Below are 22,123 nucleotides of genomic sequence, written 5' to 3'. Positions count from 1 at the left end.
TTCATGCTATACTAGTAAAAAACTGCAAAAGACAGAATTTTAACACTACTGATGAAAACGTAGATGAGGGGGACCTGGAATGCAGAAGAACGGCTATCCTATAGCACAAGGATTATATCATCCAGACTTTGAACATGAGGCCTGTGGTATTGGTATGATCGCAAATATAGATGGGACAAAATCACATAGCATTGTTGAAAATGCTGTAACGATTCTTTGTAACTTGGAACACCGTGGTGGCCAGGCTGCCGACATAAGTACAGGGGATGGAGCGGGAATATTAACGCAAATCCCTCATTATTTTTTCGAGAAACAGTGTGAAAAAGAAGATATTGAACTTCCGAATGAAGGCGAATATGGTGTAGGGATGTTATTCCTTCCCTATGATCATGATAAACGTATGAAGTGTAGAGAAATGTTTGAAGAGATTGTCGAAGATGAAGGGCAGACTTTCCTCGGATGGCGCACAGTGCCGGTTAACGACTCCTTTGTCGGCAAGGACGCAAAAAAGACGAAACCATTTATTCGTCAGGCCTTTATTGCTCCTAGTAAGGGAGTAAAGAATAGAATGGATTTTGAACGCAGGTTATATATTATTCGTAAGCGTGCTGAGACGACTATTGCTAAGATGGATGGTTTTGACGATTTTTATTTATCCAGTCTTTCAACTAGTACGATTGTCTATAAAGGGATGCTCATACCTGAACAAATGGATTCATTTTATATCGATTTAAATCATCCTGATTATAAGACTGCTCTTGCTTTAGTACATTCACGCTTTAGTACGAATACGTTCCCGAGCTGGAAACGTTCCCATCCTAACCGTTATACCATTCATAACGGTGAGTTTAATACTCTTAGAGGGAATGTGAACTGGATGAGGGCTCGCCAGGAGCTATGTGAGTCAGAGCACTTCAGTAAAGAAGATTTAGAAAAAATGCTCCCGATTATTGATGATGAGGGCAGTGATTCCTCGATGTTTGACAATGCATTTGAATTTCTTTACTTGTCCGGGCGTTCACTCGCTCATACAGCCATGATGATGGTACCAGAACCATGGGCAAACGATGAGTCGATCAATGAGCAGAAAAAAGATTTCTATGAGTACCATAGCTGTCTTATGGAGCCTTGGGATGGGCCTGCTGCACTGGCTTATACTGATGGAAAACAAATTGGTGCTTGTTTAGACCGAAATGGATTGAGACCAGCACGGTATTATGTTACAAAAGGCGGCATGATTGTCCTTGGTTCAGAAGTGGGAGCTTTAGATATTTTTGCTGATGACATTGAATATAAAGACCGTTTGCATCCAGGAAAAATGCTGCTGGTTGATTTAGAAAAAGGCAAAATTATCCCGGATGAAGAAATTAAAATGCAAATTGCTGGTGAACAACCATATAGAGAATGGCTTGATGAGTATAAATGGGATTTAACGGATTTGCCAGAACCTTCTCATCAGCTAACGTCACAGGTTGAGAATTTGATTGATCATCAATTGGCTTTCGGGTACACAACTGAGGAATTAAATAAAATATTGATCCCACTCGTTTCAGATGGAAAAGACCCAGTTGGTTCAATGGGATACGATTCTCCGCTCGCCGTGCTATCGAAAAAACCTCAACTTTTATATAGCTACTTTAAACAGCTTTTTGCCCAGGTTACGAACCCACCGATTGATGCCATTCGTGAGAAAATCATCACCATGGTTGAAACGACAATTGGAGCGGAAGGGAACCTCGTGGACCCACAGCCGGAAAGTTGTAGAAAAATCAGACTGCAAACGCCTATTTTAACAAATGTGGAATTGGAAAAGCTTCGTCAACAGACACTTGGTGGTTTCGAAGCGGAAACACTTTCTATTTTATTTGATACAACAGGTGAATCTGAGCAAATGGAACAAGCCCTTGAGTCGCTATTTTCTCAGGCTGATCAAGCTATCGAAAATGGCTCGACCCTGTTGATATTGTCAGATCGTGGCATTGATGAAAACCATGCGGCGATTCCTGCATTACTAGCTGTTTCAGGATTGCACCACCACTTAATTCGTCAAGGAACAAGAACGAAGGTCAGCCTGCTGGTTGAATCTGGTGAGCCTCGCGAGGTTCATCATTTCGCCACACTGCTTGGTTATGGGGCAGAAGGAATCAATCCATATTTAGCCTATGAATCACTTGGTGCTCTAATTGAAAAGGGAGATATAAACGTCCCTTCCTTAGAGAAGGCTGTAGATCGTTACATTCATTCCGTCACAGACGGGGTCATTAAAGTTCTTTCTAAAATGGGAATATCAACTATCCAAAGTTACCGTGGAGCGCAAATATTCGAAGCTGTAGGGGTTCACCCTGATGTGATCGCCAAGTATTTCACGCGAACAGCTTCCCGTTTAGGCGGAGTCGGCTTAGATATTATTGAAAAAGAGGTACGTATGCGTCACGACCGCGGTTTTGTCGATCAAAGAACCAGTGGACAGAAACTTGATGCAGGCGATGAGTTCCAGTATCGGGGAAATGGTGAAGACCATCAATATAATCCAAAAACCATTCATACCCTGCAGCATGCATGCCGTACAAATGACTATCAACTTTTTAAAAAATATTCGAGTCTTCTCACGGATGAAACGAATAATTTACAGTCACTGAGAGGATTAATCTCCTTTAAGCAGCGTCCATCTATCCCTCTTGAAGAGGTAGAGTCAGTTGAAGATATTACGAGAAGGTTTAAAACAGGTGCAATGTCTTATGGATCAATTAGTCAGGAAGCCCATGAAGCACTGGCCATCGCGATGAACCGTGTAGGGGGCCGCAGTAATACTGGTGAAGGTGGAGAGGACCCTGATCGCTTTACTCCGGATGAAAACGGGGATTCACGCCGAAGCTCGATAAAACAGGTCGCTTCAGGCCGATTTGGGGTGACGAGCGATTACCTTGTCAATGCCGACGAGATTCAAATTAAGATCGCTCAAGGGGCGAAACCAGGCGAAGGTGGACACCTTCCTGGCAAAAAGGTTTACCCGTGGATTGCCGAAGTACGCGGATCAACCCCTGGTGTTGAACTGATTTCACCGCCGCCTCATCACGATATTTATTCGATTGAAGATTTGGCTGAGCTGATTCACAACTTGAAAAATGCAAATCCGAGGGCACGTGTCAGTGTGAAACTTGTTTCCGCTGTTGGTGTGGGCACGATCGCCGCTGGTGTTGCCAAAGGACGAGCAGATCTTGTCTTAATCAGTGGTTATGACGGGGGAACCGGGGCTGCACCACGAACAAGTATCAAGCATACAGGACTGCCGTGGGAAATCGGCTTAGCTGAGACCCATCAAACCTTGATGCTTAATCGTTTACGGGATCGAATCGTTGTTGAAACAGATGGAAAAATGATGACAGGCAGAGATATTATTGTTGCCACTCTGCTCGGGGCGGAAGAGTACGGATTTTCTACAGCGCCACTTGTGGTGCTAGGCTGTGTGATGATGCGCGTTTGTCATCTTGACACATGTCCTGTAGGCGTTGCTACTCAAAACCCGGAACTAAGAAAGAAATTCGGCGGTGACCCGGAACATGTGGCCAACTTTATGCGGTTTATTGCTCAGGAAGCCAGAGAATTAATGGCTGAACTTGGTTTTAGAACGATTAATGAAATGATCGGACGAACTGATGTCCTTCAAACGAATGAAGCGATTGATCATTGGAAAGCCAAAGGTGTAGATTTATCTGCTTTGCTTTATCAGCCGGAGGTTGATCCCAGTGTAGGACATTACGCCATGAATAAACAGGATCATGGCTTAGATAAGACAGTGGACCATGAAGAGCTCATCCCGTTATGCAAAAAGGCACTAGATCACCAGGAGCCGGTTCGCAGCACGGGTTCGATTAGGAACATCCATCGTGTAACGGGAACCACGCTTGGCAGTGAAATTACTAGGCGTTATGGTGCTGCTGGTTTACCAGAAGATACGATCCAATTGACGTTTAAAGGCTCTGCCGGACAAAGTTTCGGTGCATTTATCCCTCGAGGTATGACCCTTAGACTTGTAGGAGATGCCAATGATTACGTTGGGAAAGGTTTATCTGGCGGAAAAATTATCGTCAATCCATCAAGGAAGTCAACTTTTATCCCAGAAGAAAATACCATTATCGGTAATGTATCGCTTTATGGAGCGTCATCTGGTGAAGCGTACATCAACGGACTGGCTGGTGAGCGCTTCTGCGTCAGAAACAGCGGGGCAGAGGTTGTTGTAGAAGGTGTTGGAGACCATGGCTGTGAGTATATGACAGGCGGTAAAGCCATTGTTCTTGGCGGCACAGGTCGGAATTTTGCGGCTGGTATGTCTGGCGGAGTCGCTTATGTACTAGATGATTCAGAAGTGGCTTTTGAGCAGAAATGTAATCAGGAGCTAGTGTACGTACAACAGCTTACTGACCAGCAGGAAATTGATGAATTGCATGAACTAGTTCGAAAACATGTGAATTACACTCACAGTCCCAAAGGGCAGCGAATCCTTGAAGACTGGGAGGAAATCGTGCCAAGTTTTAAACGTATCATCCCGAAAGCTTACCTTGAAGTACAAAATCGAATCAAAACATTAAAGGACCAGGGATTGAGTAAGTTTGATGCCGAAATGCAAGCATTCGAAGAGAGTAAACAAGAGAAGAAACCTGTAGAAGCTTAATCAGATCGTTAAGGAGGGGATACGATGGGAAAGCCGACTGGATTTATGGAATATCAACGTCAGACGCAAGACGAACGAGACCCGGTAACACGGACGAAAGATTGGCAAGACTATACCATACCAATGTCAGATGAAGAGGTTCAGAGACAGGGAGCACGCTGCATGGATTGCGGCGTCCCAACGTGTCATACAGGAATGGAGATCAATGGATCGACGACAGGGTGCCCCGTCTATCATTTAATTCCGGAATGGAATGACCTTGTCTATAAGGGTCAATGGAAGGAAGCCTTAGAGAAAGAACACGAAATGAATAACTTCCCTGAATTTACTGGATTCGCTTGTCCGGCTCCTTGTGAAGGAGCCTGTGTCCTTGGGATTAATGAACCACCGGTAGCTATTCGAACCGTGGAGCGATCTATTATAGAGAAAGGTTTTGATGAAGGCTGGGTTGTCCCAGAGCCTCCGGAAAGCCGTACCGGTAAGAAGGTAGCGGTTGTGGGTTCAGGTCCAGCAGGGCTTGCTGCAGCCGCACAGTTGAATAAAGCAGGCCATACAGTTACTGTATTTGAGCGTAATGACCGTGTTGGAGGACTGCTTACGTACGGGATTCCGGAAATGAAGCTTCCTTATTCCGTAGTTAAACGCCGAGTTACGTTATTAGAGCAGGAAGGAATTAAGTTTGTCACGAATACAGAGGTGGGCCGGAATTATCCAGTTTCACGTCTGCGTGAAGAGTTTGACTCTATTATTCTATGTGGCGGGGCGACTATTCCGCGTAATATAGAAGCTGAAGGAAGAGGGCTGAAAGGGATTCATTACGCAATGGATTTCCTTCATGCAAATACAAAGAGTTTACTGGATTCAAACCATGATGATGAAAATTACATTTCGGCTGAAGGGAAAGACGTTATTGTTATCGGAGGAGGAGATACTGGGACTGACTGTATCTCCACCTCTGTCCGCCATAACTGTAAGAGCCTGACTCAATTCGATATTTACGATAAGAAAATGGAAAGCCGTGATGATTTGACGAACCCATGGCCCCAGTATCCAATTGTCCATCGTGTAGAATATGGTCAAAAGGAAGCAGGAGCGGTATTTGGCCGTGACCCTAGGGCTTATTCAGTCATGACCAAGAAGTTTGTTGGCGATGAGAACGGCTACGTGAAGGAAGTCCACACGATCAATGTGGAGCTAGTCTTTGACGAAGACGGTAACCGCCAGCGAAGAGAGATTCCGGGTACAGAAAAAGTATGGAAGGCTGATCTCGTCTTGTTAGCGATTGGCTTCAGTGGTCCCGAACAAGACCTTCTTGAAAAACTAGAAATTGAAACAGACAATCGCTCGAATGTCAAAGCGGAGTACGGACAATACACAACCAACGAGGAAGGAATTTTCTCGGCTGGAGATATGCGCCGCGGACAAAGCTTGATTGTTTGGGCAATCAATGAAGGAAGAGAAGCTGCTCGTGAATGTGATCGCTATTTAATGGGCGAAACGGTTCTACCTTAGTAATTGAATATGTCCTGCTAAACACCTGCTCGGAGTAAGCGAGCAGGTGTTTTCTATATTAAGTAAGCTCTTTTGATAGATTAGAATGAGTTTAAATTAATGAGGAACGGGTACGATACCAGAGAAAGATTCGTTCCTATATTTATCCATAAGGAGGAGTTATAGATGAGTGACGCATCTCATGGAAAAAAGAATAAAAAGAATAAGCAATTGGAACAATTTAGATCTGATGATAATGGGAAGAAAATGACGACAGACCAGGGAGTAAAAGTTTCAGAAGATGAATTTTCTTTAAAAGCGGGAGAGCGTGGACCTACGCTGATGGAAGACTTTCATTTCCGTGAAAAGATGACACACTTTGATCATGAGCGAATACCGGAAAGAGCTGTACATGCTCGTGGGTTTGCCGCACATGGAGAATTTCAAGTCTATGAATCTATGAAAGAATACACAAAGGCTGGTTTTTTGCAGGATCCGTCAGTGAAAACGCCTGTATTTGTCCGGTTTTCAACGGTTGCCGGATCGAAGGGCTCAGGTGAAACAGTTCGCGATGCGAGAGGTTTTGCTACTAAATTTTACACAGAAGAAGGGAACTATGATTTAGTCGGGAATAATATCCCGGTTTTCTTTATACAAGATGCAATTAAATTTCCTGATTTAGTTCATGCTCTAAAGCCAGAACCTCATAATGAAATGCCACAAGCTGCTACGGCTCATGACACGTTTTGGGATTTTGTCGCCAATAACCAAGAAGCGGCTCACATGGTCATGTGGGCGATGTCAGATCGGGCAATTCCAAGAAGTTTCCGGATGATGGAAGGGTTTGGTGTTCATACATTCCGTCTTGTAAATGAACAGGGAGAAGCACATTTTGTAAAATTCCACTGGAAGCCTGTTTTAGGAACTCACTCACTGGTGTGGGATGAAGCTCAGAAGATAAACGGGAAGAACCCAGACTTCCACCGGGGTGACTTATATCAATCTATTGAAGATGGCGATTTCCCTGAATACGAGCTAGGGGTTCAGATCATTAAAGAGGAAGACGAATTCAACTTAGATTTTGACATCCTTGACCCTACGAAACTGTGGCCCGAGGAAGACGTGCCGGTTAAACTTATTGGGAAAATGACACTGAATCGGAATGTTGATAATGTATTTGCGGAAACAGAACAAGTTGCTTTTCACCCTGGAAATGTTGTCCCGGGAATAGACTTTTCGAACGATCCACTATTACAAGGACGTTTGTTCTCCTATACTGATACACAGTTAATTCGCTTGGGTGGTCCGAATTTCCATGAACTGCCGATCAACAGGCCTGTGTGCCCTTATCATAATAACCAGCGTGATGGTTACGGGCGTATGACCATAAACAAGGGTCCAGTGAGCTACCATAATAATTCCCTTGCTGACAATACACCAGCTACTTCAAGTGAAGAAGAAGGAGGCTACGTCCATTACCAGGAGAAAGTGGAAGGGCGTAAGGTGAGAAAACGCAGTGAGAGCTTTAAGGATCACTTTTCTCAAGCCACACTTTTCTGGAACAGTATGAGTGAACCTGAAAAACAACATATCATTTCTGCTTTTAGCTTTGAACTTGGCAAGGTAGGGAGCAAATCAGTTCAGCAGCAAAATGTTGATATGTTTGCGAATGTCAGTCTGGACCTGGCCAAAGCTGTCGCTGATAACATTGGCGTAGATCATCCTCAAGGTGGAGGTTCTGATGTAACCAAATCCTCACCCGCTCTAAGTCAAAAAAATACAAAGAAAAACCCATCGACGAGAAAAGTGGCCGTCCTGGTTGGTGAAGGGTTTGATGGTACGGAAGTTTCTTCCGTGCTAGCTGCATTAAAAGTTGAAGGGGTTATTCCCGAAATCATCAGCGAGAAGCTAGGAAATGTAAAGGGATCAGATAACATTGAATTTACTGCTGATCACACCTTTCTAACTGTGGACTCGGTGTTGTTTGATGCTGTCTATGCCGTGGGCGGCAGCAAGGTAAGCGATAGGTTCCATCAGGATGCTATGTACTTTATTGATGAAGCATTCAGACATTTCAAACCTCTCGGAGCTACCCATGAAGGGAAAAAGTGGTTGAAAAAAGCGGATCTAGTAAATAGCAAAGGAGTTGTACTTGGAGATGATTCAAGTGAATTTGCCAGTAACTTCAGTAAGGCAATCGCTTCTCATCGCTTCTGGGATCGTCAATTAATATAATTTATTATCTCAAAAAGGAGCCTGATGACTACCTCTATAGGTGGACATCAGGCCTCTTAGTGTCTTCGATTAATCGAATGGGATCGGATATTCCTTAACCTCAACTTCACGAATGCGTAATGGGATTTCCAGAGTGGCTCCTTCTTTAACAAAATTGTCCTTTAATCGATTCGCTCTTTTTAGTTGTGGAACAGTTAAATGATAGTTCGCTGCAATACTATTTACTGTTTCACCTTTTTTTACTTTATGCGAACCTCTATTTTTCTCTATTCGGCAGACTGAATTTTTGTAGAGAGGCTGATGGGATAAGGGATCCACTACGTCAATCGTTAATTCGTTAGCTGAGGGTTCCTTTTCAAAGTTTCCGAAGTGAAAAGGAGTAAATACCGTTCCGTTTTGCACAGAATTCGATACTCTGCTTGGAACCTTAATCGATCCTCGCGGAGAGATTACTTCCACTTCTTCTCCTGGAAGGATTCCCATTTGTCCAGCATCATCTTCTTGGATATCAACATAGGCTTCTTTGGCGGCTTGATCAAGGGAAGCGGAACGGCTTGTTTTCGTCCTTGTATGCCAATGCCAGATCAGTCTTCCTGAGTTAAACCAGAAAGGGTAGCTATCACTTGGCTGTTCAGAAGGAGGGAAGTAGGGTGTTGAATAAAAGATTGCTTTCCCTGCTTCACTCTTTTCTTTATATTCGTCCCTGGCAAGCGGTCTCCCTGTGATGATATCTTTCCCATAACTCTGTGCATAATCCACTTCGGTGTTGAATTGAAAATCTTCATACAGTCTAGTTGTACCTTCAGGGTTTTCTTCATTTGCCGGCCATTGCATACCTCTATTTTCCTCAAGGTTTTGGTAACTCATAGCTGTCATGTCACTTGGTCTTCCTTTAGAAACCACTTTCCATTCTTCAAAAGATCCCTCAGGGGTTTCAAACTGGATGAGAGGGTCCCCATCTTTATCTTGAAAGCCCATCCTTTTCGCAAAATCAAGCAAGATATCAAAGTCAGCTTTTACTCCATTGGGCGGCTCAACAGCTTTTCTTAGTAGATTTATAGTTCGATCTGCGTTTTCCATTGTACCTTCTTTTTCGCCCCACATGGCTGGAGGAAGAACAACATCAGCTATTTCTGTCGTTTCTGTTAAAAAGGGATCCTGAACAACTACAAAGGTTTTCTTTAAAGCCTCCTTTGCTCGCTGACGGTTAGGCAAGGAAACAAGCGGATTCGTATGGATATTCCAGAAGAATCCAATTTGGTCGTTTTCCATCATCTCGATTTGCTTAATAATCCCTTTCTCTGGTCCTACTTCTAGTTTGTCTTCTTCAACATTCCATAGTTCAGCCATCTCCTTTAAATGTTTAGGGTTGAGCGGGTTGCGGTTCCCTGGATATGTCCCGACACCACCAACAGTCCGGTTTCCTGACGAGCTCGGCTGCCCGGCCATATGTAATGGTCCAGAGCCCTCTTTTCCAATTAATCCCCTCATCAGATGCATGTTGTTAATGGCAACACACGTTGCCGTAGCATCAGCAGCTTGATAGGCCCCTTGAAGCGTTGTGCTCACAAGACTAGTGGTACGGCCAAGCTGTTCTACAGCTTCTTCTAACTTTTCAATGGAAATACCGGTGTATTGTTGGGTTTGTTCTAAAGACCATTCTTTAACTGTTTCTTTCATTTCATCAAAGTGCACTGTATGTTTTCGAATAAAAGAATCGTTCACATAATTTCTACGGACCATCTCTCCTATTAACCCATTTAATAAAGCCAAATTTGATCCCGTATTTAAAGATAAATGCAAATCCGCTGATTCCGCTGTTAATGTTTCGCGTGGATCTACCACAATGATGTAAGGTTTACCGGTTTCTTTTTTACGGGTCATTACTCTCTCAAAAAGGACGGAGCCCGTTTCGGCAGGATTGTGACCGAAGAACATGACAGTATCTGTATAGTCTAAATCTTCAAAAGAAGCGGGTACCCCATCAGAACCAAAAGATTGGATCAAGCAGTATTCTGTTGTTGCCGTACATAATCTAGTATTCGCATCTAACAAATGTGTGCCAATCCCAGCTCGTCCAATCTTAGCAATCGTATAATAGTCTTCAAGAAATCCTTGTCCCGTACTATAAATAGCGGCACCATTTGGCCCCTTCTCATCAATCACTTCTTTCGCTTTATCAACAATTGTACTCATTGCCTCATCCCAGGTTGCTTTCTTTAGCTTGCCTTCCTGGTTACGAACTAAGGGATGAAGCAAACGATCTGAACTGTTATTGGCCATCCATTGATCTTTAGCTTTTGGATCGAGACGCCCGAGATTAGTTTGGTGTTCTTTCATGCCTTTGACACCAATTAACTTATTGTCCTTTACAGCAATCTCACATCCACAGCCAATGGAACAAAGGTTACAAGTGCTATGGACCCATCTGTCTACGTTCTGTTGATCTTTAATATGTTGATCATTTTTTATTGGTCCCCATTCTTTCATAATGACTCCCTCCATCTATCTATCTGTTTTTAGAACGATATAAGGCTGGTACTGCGTATTTAACGTCCTCTCCTAATATTTCTATTAGAAAGGGCACTGCGAGCTGGAGATCGCTTTTAATTTGCCCTGTGTATCTGCTCATTTTCTCTACGGTATCCTCTCCTTGCAGACCATTCCACTTAGTAGTGCGCTTCCAGGCTCCGAAGAGTAAATTTCCCACTTCATCTGCATGGTAGATTTCAAACGATAACGTATGAAATTTTTCCCTGGTTATATCCTCTTCATCTATCATAGCTAACACTTTAGAAAGGCTTATTTGTTTCTTTTTTAGAGTGATTCTAAACCGTTGTTCAAGGGAATTATCATTGACGGTCGGTAAGTTAAGTAAGTAATTAGTTATCCGATAGGCGTTTGATAGGTGCTGATATCCTTCTTTCATAAGGGCCTCCTTTTAAAACATTACTAGGCATTTCCTTTTTTAACAAAAACGAATAGTAATAGGACACTTCCCGTCATAAGAAGCATTAAACCTTTCAATAGGCAAAAAAAACCCTTCACAAACTGGATGTGAAGGGGGGTGATTATATTCATTTAATATGCTTGCGCTGAAAACTTGCAATCGATTCATATTCTTCTTCAAATAATCTGGATAAGCGAATGTAGATAGGGAGAAGATCCCGATAAACCTCTGTTGTGTCTTTGTTTGGCTGATGGGTATGAGTCTGACCAATCATATCGGAAACGACACTAAAGTCATCAATTTCTCCGGTAGCATACATCCCGAGAACCACGGCCCCGAGACAGGAGCTTTCATAACTTTCAGGTACAACAACAGGCTTGTCGAAAATATCAGTCATCAACTGTCTCCACATCTCAGACCTTGCAAAGCCGCCGGTAGCTTGAATGCGCTTAGGTTCTCCAGTTAGTTCCTCAAGAGCTAGCAGGACCGTATATAAGTTATAAATAATTCCTTCTAATACTGCCCTAACCATGTGCTGCTTCTTATGGTGAATACTTAAGCCGAAAAATGACCCTCGTGCACTCGAGTTCCATAATGGAGCCCGCTCTCCAGTAAGAAATGGATGGAAAAGCAGTCCATCTGATCCGGGTTCTATCGTTGAAGCGATCCTCGTTAATACATCGTAAGGATCGATGCCAAGGCGTTCAGCCGTTTCTACTTCAGCTGCGGCGAACTCATCACGCAGCCACCTCAGCACCATTCCGCCGTTATTGACAGGTCCGCCAATGATCCAGTGCTTCTCTGTTAGCGCGTAACAGAAGATTCGTCCTTTAGGATCGGTTCGAGGCTCGTTAGATACTGTACGAATCGCACCACTCGTTCCAATCGTAACAGCAATTACCCCGGGATCAACTGCATTTACACCAAGATTCGAAAGCACTCCGTCACTGGCGCCTATGATAAAGGGGGTCTGTTCCGAAAGCCCGAGGATTTGCTGGTATTCTTCCTTTAAGCCTGTTAATGAGTAAGTAGTCGGTACAAGGGAAGAGAGATGGTCAGGAGTAATCTCTGCTAATGCTAAAGCTTCCTGATCCCAATCCAAGGCTTTTAAGTTAAACAGTCCGGTAGCTGAAGCTATCGAGTGATCGACTACATACTGATCAAATAACCGGTAAAACACATACTCCTTAATGGAAATAAATTTAGCAGCTTGTGTAAATACATCCGGTTTCTCAGATTTTAACCAGACTAACTTTGATAAAGGTGACATGGCGTGGATCGGGGTGCCTGTCCGTAAGTAAATGTCGTGACCATTATGGTTTTCTTTGATGTCTCTTGCGTATGCTGCGCTTCTTGTATCAGCCCATGTAATGCTGTTGGTTAATAACTCTCCGTCCTTATCCACTGCAATCAAACTATGCATAGCTGAACTGAATGAAATAAATTGAATCTGATCTGTCGAAACTTCACCCTTGTTAATTGCTTCTCGAATGGTATCAAGTACAGCTTCAAAGATTTCTGCAGGGTCTTGTTCAGCTACCAGCGGATTCGGTGTGTGGAGAGGGTAGTTGACCGTATGCTGAGTTTTAATGTCACCCTTTTTGTTAAAAAGAACCGCCTTTGTACTCGTAGTACCGATATCAACACCTAAGTAATAATGTGCGTTCATGCTGGACCTCCTCATGATTATCAGTTCCGTAAAAAGAAAAAGGGCAGTGGCGAAGCTGCCCGAATCCTATCTTATTTCTTAACGACAGCATGACCGCCGAACTCATTACGCAGAGCAGCAACGACTTTGCCGGTAAACGTGTCGTCTTCCAATGAGCGATAACGCATCATTAAGGACAATGCGATAACGGGGGCGGCAACTTGATGATCAAGAGCTGTTTCCACAGTCCATTTCCCTTCACCTGATGAATTCATGACACCTTTGATTTCATCCAGATTCGCATCTTTGGAAAAGGCCTGCTCTGTCAGCTCCATTAACCATGAGCGAATAACGGAACCGTGATTCCATACTTTAGCAACTTTCTCGTAATCATAATCGAACTCACTTTTGTTAAGAATATCAAAGCCTTCAGCAATGGATTGCATCATTCCGTATTCGATTCCATTATGAATCATTTTCAAAAAGTGTCCGCTGCCTGCTTTTCCTGTGTACAGATATCCATTCTCAATGGAAACGGCTTCGAAAAGAGGTTCAATATGTTTAAATTTATCAGGATGTCCGCCTACCATCGTGCATGCACCATTTCTAGCTCCATCCGTACCACCGCTTGTTCCGCAGTCAAAGAAATAGATTCCATTTTCTTCAAGAGTTTCCGCGTGTTTTAATGTCTCTTTGTAATTGGAGTTTCCGCCATCAATTAACATATCCCCAGCTTCTAAAAGATTTGACAGCTCTTCAATGACGGAATCAGTGATCTCACCTGCAGGAACCATCATCCAGACCACACGGGGAGTAGGAAGTTCGTTTACAAGTTTGGCTAACGAATCCTGATAAGAGAAGTTTTTGTGTGAAACATTGTCTTGAACGGTTAAATCTGTATCGTATCCTACTACTTCATGTTCATGATCTAGTAAATTTAAAGTTAAGTTCAGGCCCATTTTACCAAGACCTACCATGCCGATTTTCATATATGTTCCTCCTTAAAGGGAAAAATTATTTTCCGTATATTTATGATTATATCAAATTTTTTTTCGTATTCAATATATTAATGTGACTTCTTTTCTTATATAATATAACTATTATCATGAAGCGAGGAGATCAAGTAATGGAGAATGAAACACAGCATGGATTAGCAAGAATACGAAGCAGCTATGGAAAATTCAGTGATAAGGAAAAGAAAATAGCCGATTACATTCTGAATAACCCTGAAACAATCATTCACCATACTATCAATCAAGTTTCGGACGAGCTGGGTGTAGCTGAATCAACGGTATTCCGTTTCTGTAAACGGATTGGTTTTAAGGGTTACCAGGCGTTAAAGATAGCGCTTGCTGCGGAAATTGTTACCCCGATCAAAGACATTCACGACAAGATAAATGATGGAGATAGTATTTCAACAGTTTCGGAAAAGGTATTCAGGTCAAATATAAAAACCTTGGAAAGCACGCTGCAAATTGTTGATGGAACAACGATTACAGAAGCAGTAAATGTCATCCTAAAAGCTCGCAAAATTGACTTTTTTGGATGTGGGGGGTCTGCTGTTGTAGCATTAGATGCTTATCACAAATTTATTCGCAGCGGGCTTGTAGTGAATGCTCAGCTTGAGTCCCATATGCAGCTGATGGCTGCTTCACAACTGACGAAAGATGATGTAGCTGTCGTGATTTCACATTCTGGCACAACGAAAGATACTTTGGACGTACTTCAGGTGTTGAAAGAGAATGAAGTAAAAACGATTAGTATTACAAACTTTGCGAAATCACCGCTGACAAAATCCTCCGATGTTCCCCTTTATACGGTAGCTGAGGAGACTGATTTCCGTTCTGAAGCATTCTCCTCACGAATAGCTCAATTGAGTATTATCGATGCTTTGTATACGAATGTAATGATGGCTAAAGAAAAAGAGGGGAATAAGGCATTGCAAAATATGCGGAAAGCGATGGCTTTAAAACGACTTTAGAAATAAACAACAAATTTCTGGTAATGAGATACTAGCGTAATACAGGAAGAAGGAACGAATTTTCGTGGTAATTGTTTCATATTGGGCATAATAAGGAATAAGAAAAATGAAGATTACTACGAAAAGAGGGTGTTCTTATGATACGAACCATACTAATGATTATCGGGTTAATAGTAGTTATAGGATTCATACTTTCCCTGTTTTAATAGGACTGCCCCCCAAACAAACCCACCTAGCTAAGGTGGGTTTTTACTTTCAAATTATTACCACCTCAGGTCATCCATTAAATGGATGACCTGAGGTGGTAATAATTGGTTTGTTGAAATGGTGTTTTGTTGGTTGTTTTTTTGGGTATTTATAGATGCTGATGTCGTTATACGTATATAAATTTAATAGGGAGTGGAATGGTTGAAGAAAGTTACCGTTGTATTTTGGAACGCACTAGCTGTCTGTCTTGCCGTAGTGATCTGGGGAAGCATAGCCCCGGATAACTTGAAGACAGTAACAGCTGACGTCACTGGATTTTTCTCTACTTATTTTGGCTGGTATTATTTATTGATCATTATGATCTTTTTAGCTTTCTGTGTATATTTAATTTTTTCAAAAATCGGCAAAATTAAACTCGGAAAAGAGGATGACAAGCCGGAATTCAGCTTGCCTACCTGGTTTGCCATGTTATTTAGTGCAGGGATGGGGATGGGGCTCGTTTTTTGGACAACAGCCGAGCCAATTTCACATGCTTTTAAGAGTTCTCCGAGTGGAGAGTTAGGGACTGATACTGCAATTAAGCAAGCCCTACAATACTCATTTTTCCATTGGGGTGTCCATGCCTGGGCTGTCTATGGAATAGTTGCTCTTGTGCTGGCTTATTTCAAATTTCATAGAGGAGCGCCTGGTTTAGTGAGCGCAACGCTTGTCCCGATTTTCGGTGAAAAAAGCATGAGTGGGATCCCGGGTAAGGTTGTTGATACGCTTGCTGTGGTAGCAACCGTTGTAGGGGTAGCCTCAACTTTAGGTTTTGGCTCTGCGCAAATCAAGGAAGGACTGGTTTTTCTCTTTAGTGCACCCGATACCTTTTGGTTTCAAATCGTTATTCTCGCTGTTGCAACTGTATTATTTATTGGATCAGCTTGGTCAGGAATAGGGAAGGGGATTAAATACCTTAGTAACATTAACATGGGGTTAGCTTTCGTTTTGTTACTCATGCTGTTTATCGTAGGCCCCACCCTCTATATATTAAACATGTTTACAAGTACCATTGGCGGTTACTTAGCGAACTTTTTTGAGATGAGTTTTCACCTTGAACCACTGGATCAGGAGAATCGGACATGGATTAATAACTGGACCATCTTTTACTGGGCATGGTGGATTTCATGGGCTCCTTTTGTCGGGATCTTTATTGCACGGATTTCAAAAGGTCGTACGATAAAAGAATTTATGCTCGGTGTGCTTATCGTTCCTGCGATTGTGTGCTTTATCTTCTTTACAGTGTTTGGGGTATCTGCCTTACACCTTGAACAAAACGGAATTGCTATGATATCTGATTTCTCTTTAGAAACAGCTACCTTTGGGGTGCTTGAACAATACCCGCTTGGGGAACTCATGTCGTTAATTACGGTATTTGTCGTAGCCATTTTCTTTATTACTTCGGCAGATTCAGCAACCTTTGTACTTGGAATGCTGAGTACTAAAGGAGCCTTAAATCCGCCAAGCAATGTGAAGATTGTTTGGGGACTCGCCCAGTCAGCCATGGCGGGAGTAGTCGTGTACTTCGGCGGAACAGCAGGCTTACAAAATGTATTGATTATAGCTGCGCTTCCCTTCTCATTCGTTATCCTGTTGATGGGAGCCTCCTTCTATAAGGTAGCGAGCAACGAAGTAAAGCATACCGAACGGCGACCAAGGATGAAATTTAATAAAGATAGGTTTAAAGTTGCTTCCTTAAGAAAACGAAAGGAAACGAAATCATAAATACTAAAACCCTGATTCTGCAGGATCAGGGTTTGTTTATGTTTCATGTCAGAAAAACCCACCTCAGGTCATCCATATTCTGGATGACCTGAGGTGGGTTAATTTGTATGAATATCCAATTAATCCCCTTAGCTTGTTTGTGTTATCGCAGATTACTAGGGAATTCAGTTAAGGTGATTCCCCACACTAGTGGAATTAAGAAATATACAGCTATGGCTAAGATGAATATGGATATGAGGTTTAGCCAGAACCCCGCCTTAGCCATATCAGGAATCCTGAGATAACCTGAACCGAACACCACCGCGTTAGGAGGTGTAGCAACAGGAAGCATAAATGCACATGATGCGGCTACGCCGGCTGCTATCATCAAACTATAAGGGTGTACATTAATCGCTGCAGCAAGCGATGCCATAATAGGAAACATCATGGTTGCTGTTGCCGTATTTGATGTAATTTCTGTTAAGAAAATAACTAAAGTAATCACTGCAAGCAGGATGATAAAGAATGATATCCCTTCTAAAACAGTGAGCTGCTCTCCAATCCATTGCGCCAGTCCCGAGTCTCTAAAGCCTGCTGCAATAGCCAATCCACCACCGAACAGTAAGAGGATCCCCCATGGCAGTTCCTTGGCAGTATCCCAGTTCATTAAGGCTTTGGCATTCTTATTTCGAGCAGGAATGATAAATAGGACAATGGAAGCAGCGATGGCAATTATCGCGTCATCAATCCCTGGTATGAAATTGGCTAGAATAAATGAGCGTGAAATCCAGGCTAAAGCAGTGATAACAAATACGGTCATGACTGCCTTCTCCTCGTAACTCATGTTCCCAAGAGCCTTCCGTTCATCAGAAATAACTTTGCGGCCTCCAGGAATTTCTTTTAACTTCATTGGATATGCGATTTTCACGAGGTACACCCACGCAATAGCTAATAAGATGATGGCAATCGGGACACCAAATAACATCCAGCGGGCAAAGGAAATATCAATGCCATAAAGTTCGTCAATTGTGCCCGCAAATATGGTGTTAGGTGGAGTACCGATTAACGTTCCAAGTCCCCCGATTGATGCAGAATAAGCGATACCAAGCATAAGAGCTTTACCAAAGTTGAAATTCTCTTTAGAGGTATCAATGGGGTCATTTTTGAGAGAGTCAGCCACTTGATAAATAATCGCGAGGCCAATTGGGACCATCATCATGGCCGTAGCTGTATTCGAGATCCACATGGATAAAAAACCAGTAGCAACCATGAAGCCGAGGATGATACGCTCCGTATTGGTTCCAATCGCGGCGATGATACTGAGTGCGATCCGCTTATGCAGGTTCCAGCGTTCCATTGCCAGCGCAATAATAAATCCACCCATAAATAAAAATATAGTATCAGATCCGTAGGATGAGGTCGTGGTATCAAGGTCTAAGCCACCAGTAACCGGGAACAACACGATCGGCAATAGCGAAGTAACAGGAATCGGAACAGCCTCGCTAATCCACCAGGTTGCGATCCATATAGTTGAAGCCAGGATAGCCTGTCCTTCACTCGATAAAGATTCAGGGTTGAAAAAGATCATCGTAAGAACAAATAATAACGGGCCGAGCCATAGACCTACTTTTTGACTAGACTTATAGCTTACGGGCGGCTCATCATCACCATTATGTTCAGCTTGTGAATTCTTCTTATCCACAGAGGCATTTGTGTTTCCGCTTGCAAAAAAACTCAATAAATCTTTTGCTTGCTGGTGAAGTTTCCACATATCATTCCACCAATGAGAAATTGCATATTTCATAGGTTACCCTCCTTAATAAGTGTGTGAACTTTAAAACTATTACGAAATTAACTGAATTTCAAGTTATTTATACTAGTGAAATTTTGTAAATTGCTGTTGAACTCCATTATAATACAGATAAATAAACATTTCGGAGGTTTTTATATGAGAGAACATATTCATCTGCAAAAAGATAGATTTCTAGAAGAATTAAAAGATTTTTTAAGGATTCCGAGTATTTCTTCCTTATCGGAGCATCGCGAGGATGTTCGTAAAGGGGCGGATTGGGTGGTCAATGCTCTTCAGGAAATAGGAATGGAGAATGTTAATATTTTAGAAACTAATGGTCATCCGATCGTTTATGGAGACTGGCTGCATGCTCAGGGTAAACCTACAGTTCTTATTTATGGTCATTATGATGTCCAGCCCGCTGACCCTCTTGAACTTTGGGAATCAGAGCCTTTTAACCCGACTATTAGAGAGGGTAAAATCTACGCTCGAGGGGCTACTGATGATAAAGGTCAGTTGTTTATTCATATAAAAGCGTTGGAATTACTGATGGCTGAACATGGGTCACTTCCCGTTAACGTAAAATTTTGCATTGAAGGCGAGGAAGAAATAGCAAGCCCAAGTCTGGCTCCTTTCATACATGAGAATGCCGAGAAGCTCTCTGCAGATGCTGTACTCATTTCCGATACTTCTTTTATTGAAAAAGGCCAGCCGGCAATATGCACCTCATTAAGAGGAGCACTTGCCATGACCGTTAACGTCAGGACTGCGAATACTGATTTGCAGTCTGGCTCGTACGGCGGTGGGGTACCAAATGCAATTCATTCGCTCGTACATATTCTAGACTCCCTTCATGATGAAGGGGGAAGGATCACCGTGGAGAACTTTTATGTAGGGGTTCCGACGTTAACAGACCAGCTTAGGAAAGAAGTTGCAGCCATTCCCTTTAATGAGGAACACACAAAAGAGGAATTAGGGTTAGACCATTTGTACGGAGAAGAAGGATTTACCTTTAAAGAACGAACCGGAATTCGCCCAACTCTAGAAATAAATGGGGTCACTGGAGGATTTCAAGGAGAAGGGGTTAAAACAATTGTCCCTAGTGAAGCCAGTGCGAAGATTAGCTGTCGGCTGGTGGGAATGCAGGATCCTCAAACTATCTATGAGCGGATTAAACAGCATTTGGAAAAACACAAGCAAGAAGGAAGTCATATTACAACGGAAACTCTGATCCAGGCTAAGCCTGTTTCCCTGAATTCTCAGGAAGCCATGCTTCAAAAAGCTGCTGATGCCTATGAGAAAGTGTATGGTGTTCGTCCGATGTTCCCGAAAGAGGGTGGGTCCATTCCAATCGTCGAAGTGTTTGGAAGAGTTCTTGATACTCCTGTGGTGTTGATGGGGTTTGGGCTTCCATCGGAAAACCTCCATGCACCAAACGAACACTTTTACATCGATAATTTCACAAAAGGAATCGAGACCGTTTGCGAGTACTTATATAAGCTCTAGTAAAAAGTGAGGCAGCCACTCTATTTATGAGAGGCTGCCTCACTCCTTAGGATTCTTCTTGTTTGGCTGCACATTTAAAACAATAAAGGGTTTTATCTTCAGATACTACACCATCTAGAAATCCATCTAGGCAATAAATTTCCTTCTTGCATAGGGAGCACTGGCCTACATGTTCTTTCATGGGTACACCATCCTCTATTATTAATTCTCAATTAATTCTTTAAGAACAACAGCATGATTATACTTCGTCTCCTTAGCTGCGAACAGGAGAACAAGCCGTTCATTCGTTGCCAATTCCTTTAACTCCTTCAGCTTATCCTGACGTTCAGAACTTTGCTCAATCTCTTGTTTATACGATTGCTTAAATTCATCAAATTTATCAGGGTCATGAGCAAACCATTTTCTTAAGGAGGAGCTTGGTGCTATTCCTTTCATCCATTGATCAAGGTCGGCATCCTCTTTAGATATTCCTCTCGGCCACACACGATCGACTAGGATCCGATGACCTCCTGTAGGCTTCTCTTCGTCGTAAATTCTATGAAGTACGATTGACATCACAATCACCTTCCCTACTATTTATAAGATTCTATTTCTAAAGGTATACCCTTTTTCCATCGTGGGAAATCTCTTTCGAACCACTCGAAGCAGAATAGCAGCCCAAAGCTGGACAGCTTAAGTCTCCCGCTATGCATTCATGGTAGTACGTTCCTCTTGTGGACCTCGATGACGCTTAGATTGATAGAAATAGAACAACCCAGCCACCATTAAAACAACAGCTGCACTCATGATATAGAGAGTTGAGAAGCTGGCAAAGGTGATAAGCAGACCTAACACATAAGACCCAACGGCTATCCCTGTGTCATATAGGGTGAAAAACGTAGCCGTAGCATGTCCGCTTCGGTGTTTAGAGGCTGATTGGACGGCCATCGTCTGAAAACTTGGCAATAATGAGCCATAACCCAGTCCAATTAATCCAGCTGAAATCAATAAACCCCACGCAGATTGTGTAAAGCTCAAGCTTACGAGTCCAATAGCAAAGATAACTAAACAGGGCAGAATGACAAAGCTTGGTCCTCGTACGTCAAAAGCACGCCCCAAATAAGGTCGGGATAAAATCATTAAGAAGGCAAATACGACAAAAAAGTAACTGGATATGGCCGCTAAGCCCAAAGAATTAGCGTATAAAGAAATAAATGACAGAATGCCAGAGTAGGCAAAACCAGTGAGACCACTTATTGCTGCAATGGGCAGGGCTTTAACTTCAAATAGATCGTGTAATGATAACCTTTTTCTAACTGGAGCAGGGATTTCCTCAGCTTGCTGCGGCACATATACGATCCACGAGGAAATAACGCCAAGTAACATGGATAAGCTTAAAGTTAGAAAAACGGTTTGGAATGTAGTAAATTGCAGCAGGGACAAACCGATAAATGGTCCTACAACCACTGCGATATTCATGGCCATAGCAAAATACCCAAGTCCTTCACCACGCCGCTCAGGAGGAATTACATCTGCTGCAATGGCTCCCGTCGCCGTAGTTAGTATTCCAAAGGATAGTCCATGGAAAAACCTTAATGCTAGCAAAGCTTCGTACTGAGTAATCCACATATATAAAAAGGTAGTAACAGCAAATATGAAGACTGACATCATGAGGGCATTCTTTTTACCGGTGCGTTCAAGTATTTTTCCTGAAAATGGCCTGACAAGGATGGCAGCAACTAGCATTATTGTCGCAAGCAGTCCGCCCTGTGCTTCATTTCCTCCCATGTTGATGATGACATGAATAGGTAATGTGGTTAGTAACGTGTAAAACGTAATAAATACGACGAACTGGGTTAAGGAAATACTTACAAAGCTTTTTGTCCAAATTGGATTTTTTTTGTTTGTCATAGTTGTTC

At 42.6% G+C, this 22,123-nt stretch carries 14 protein-coding genes; 6 read left to right on the top strand and 8 right to left on the bottom strand.

Annotated elements, in window-relative coordinates:
* Positions 1–79 precede the first annotated feature (79 nt).
* From gltB to P9989_RS20680, 3 genes are all read left to right on the top strand, one after another.
* Entirely contained in the window at positions 80–4,672 is a 4,593-nt protein-coding gene (gene gltB / locus P9989_RS20690) for a glutamate synthase large subunit (protein ID WP_283076725.1), read from the top strand.
* Positions 4,673–4,696: 24 nt separating this feature from the next.
* On the top strand, positions 4,697–6,184 hold the full coding sequence (locus P9989_RS20685) for a glutamate synthase subunit beta (RefSeq protein ID WP_283076724.1): 1,488 nt from the start codon (positions 4,697–4,699) through the stop codon (positions 6,182–6,184).
* Between the two features lie 165 nt (positions 6,185–6,349).
* A complete protein-coding gene (locus P9989_RS20680; protein WP_283076723.1) occupies positions 6,350–8,398 on the top strand; it encodes a catalase in 2,049 nt (682 codons plus the stop codon).
* Positions 8,399–8,467: 69 nt separating this feature from the next.
* On the opposite strand, the gene P9989_RS20675 is transcribed toward P9989_RS20680, so the two are convergent.
* The 4 genes from P9989_RS20675 to gnd all read right to left on the bottom strand — a co-directional run bounded on the left by P9989_RS20675 (position 8,468) and on the right by gnd (position 13,985).
* The gene (locus tag P9989_RS20675) at positions 8,468–10,888 is read right to left on the bottom strand and encodes a molybdopterin-dependent oxidoreductase (RefSeq protein WP_283076722.1); all 2,421 of its coding nucleotides are present in this window, start codon (positions 10,886–10,888) and stop codon (positions 8,468–8,470) included.
* 19 nt (positions 10,889–10,907) lie between these two features.
* Positions 10,908–11,327, bottom strand: coding sequence for a hypothetical protein (locus P9989_RS20670; protein WP_283076721.1), 420 nt, complete (start codon positions 11,325–11,327; stop codon positions 10,908–10,910).
* 148 nt (positions 11,328–11,475) lie between these two features.
* The gene (gene gntK / locus P9989_RS20665) at positions 11,476–13,017 is read right to left on the bottom strand and encodes a gluconokinase (protein ID WP_283076720.1); all 1,542 of its coding nucleotides are present in this window, start codon (positions 13,015–13,017) and stop codon (positions 11,476–11,478) included.
* A 71-nt stretch (positions 13,018–13,088) separates the two neighbouring features.
* Positions 13,089–13,985: a phosphogluconate dehydrogenase (NAD(+)-dependent, decarboxylating) gene (gnd, locus tag P9989_RS20660; protein ID WP_283076719.1), complete on the bottom strand. Its 897-nt coding sequence runs from the start codon at positions 13,983–13,985 to the stop codon at positions 13,089–13,091.
* 137 nt (positions 13,986–14,122) lie between these two features.
* On the opposite strand from gnd, the gene P9989_RS20655 reads away from it, so the two are divergent.
* Positions 14,123–14,977 carry a MurR/RpiR family transcriptional regulator gene (locus P9989_RS20655; RefSeq protein ID WP_283076718.1) on the top strand — a complete coding sequence of 285 codons (855 nt, stop codon included), beginning with the start codon at positions 14,123–14,125 and terminating at the stop codon, positions 14,975–14,977.
* A 408-nt stretch (positions 14,978–15,385) separates the two neighbouring features.
* Complete coding sequence (locus P9989_RS20650) at positions 15,386–16,948, top strand: BCCT family transporter (protein WP_283076717.1); 1,563 nt, start codon at positions 15,386–15,388, stop codon at positions 16,946–16,948.
* Between the two features lie 142 nt (positions 16,949–17,090).
* Here the strand turns inward: P9989_RS20650 and P9989_RS20645 are convergent, their stop codons facing one another.
* The gene (locus tag P9989_RS20645; protein WP_283076716.1) at positions 17,091–18,731 is read right to left on the bottom strand and encodes an SLC13 family permease; all 1,641 of its coding nucleotides are present in this window, start codon (positions 18,729–18,731) and stop codon (positions 17,091–17,093) included.
* A 144-nt stretch (positions 18,732–18,875) separates the two neighbouring features.
* Between P9989_RS20645 and P9989_RS20640 the strand changes: the two genes are divergently transcribed.
* Positions 18,876–20,225, top strand: coding sequence for a dipeptidase (locus P9989_RS20640; RefSeq protein ID WP_283076715.1), 1,350 nt, complete (start codon positions 18,876–18,878; stop codon positions 20,223–20,225).
* A gap of 46 nt (positions 20,226–20,271) precedes the next feature.
* Here P9989_RS20640 and P9989_RS20635 read toward each other — a convergent pair whose 3' ends face one another.
* The 3 genes from P9989_RS20635 to P9989_RS20625 form a co-directional block, all read right to left on the bottom strand.
* A complete protein-coding gene (locus P9989_RS20635) occupies positions 20,272–20,406 on the bottom strand; it encodes a hypothetical protein (protein ID WP_283076714.1) in 135 nt (44 codons plus the stop codon).
* Between the two features lie 20 nt (positions 20,407–20,426).
* Entirely contained in the window at positions 20,427–20,780 is a 354-nt protein-coding gene (locus P9989_RS20630; RefSeq protein WP_283076713.1) for a DUF488 domain-containing protein, read from the bottom strand.
* A 129-nt stretch (positions 20,781–20,909) separates the two neighbouring features.
* The gene (locus P9989_RS20625) at positions 20,910–22,115 is read right to left on the bottom strand and encodes an MFS transporter (protein ID WP_283076712.1); all 1,206 of its coding nucleotides are present in this window, start codon (positions 22,113–22,115) and stop codon (positions 20,910–20,912) included.
* Positions 22,116–22,123 lie beyond the last annotated feature (8 nt).

Source organism: Halobacillus naozhouensis, from assembly GCF_029714185.1.
In the GTDB taxonomy this organism is placed as follows: Bacteria; Bacillota; Bacilli; order Bacillales; family Halobacillaceae; genus Halobacillus_A; species Halobacillus_A naozhouensis.
The sequence above is the reverse complement of the archived record's forward strand: the minus strand, read 5'-3'. Positions and strand labels throughout refer to the sequence as shown.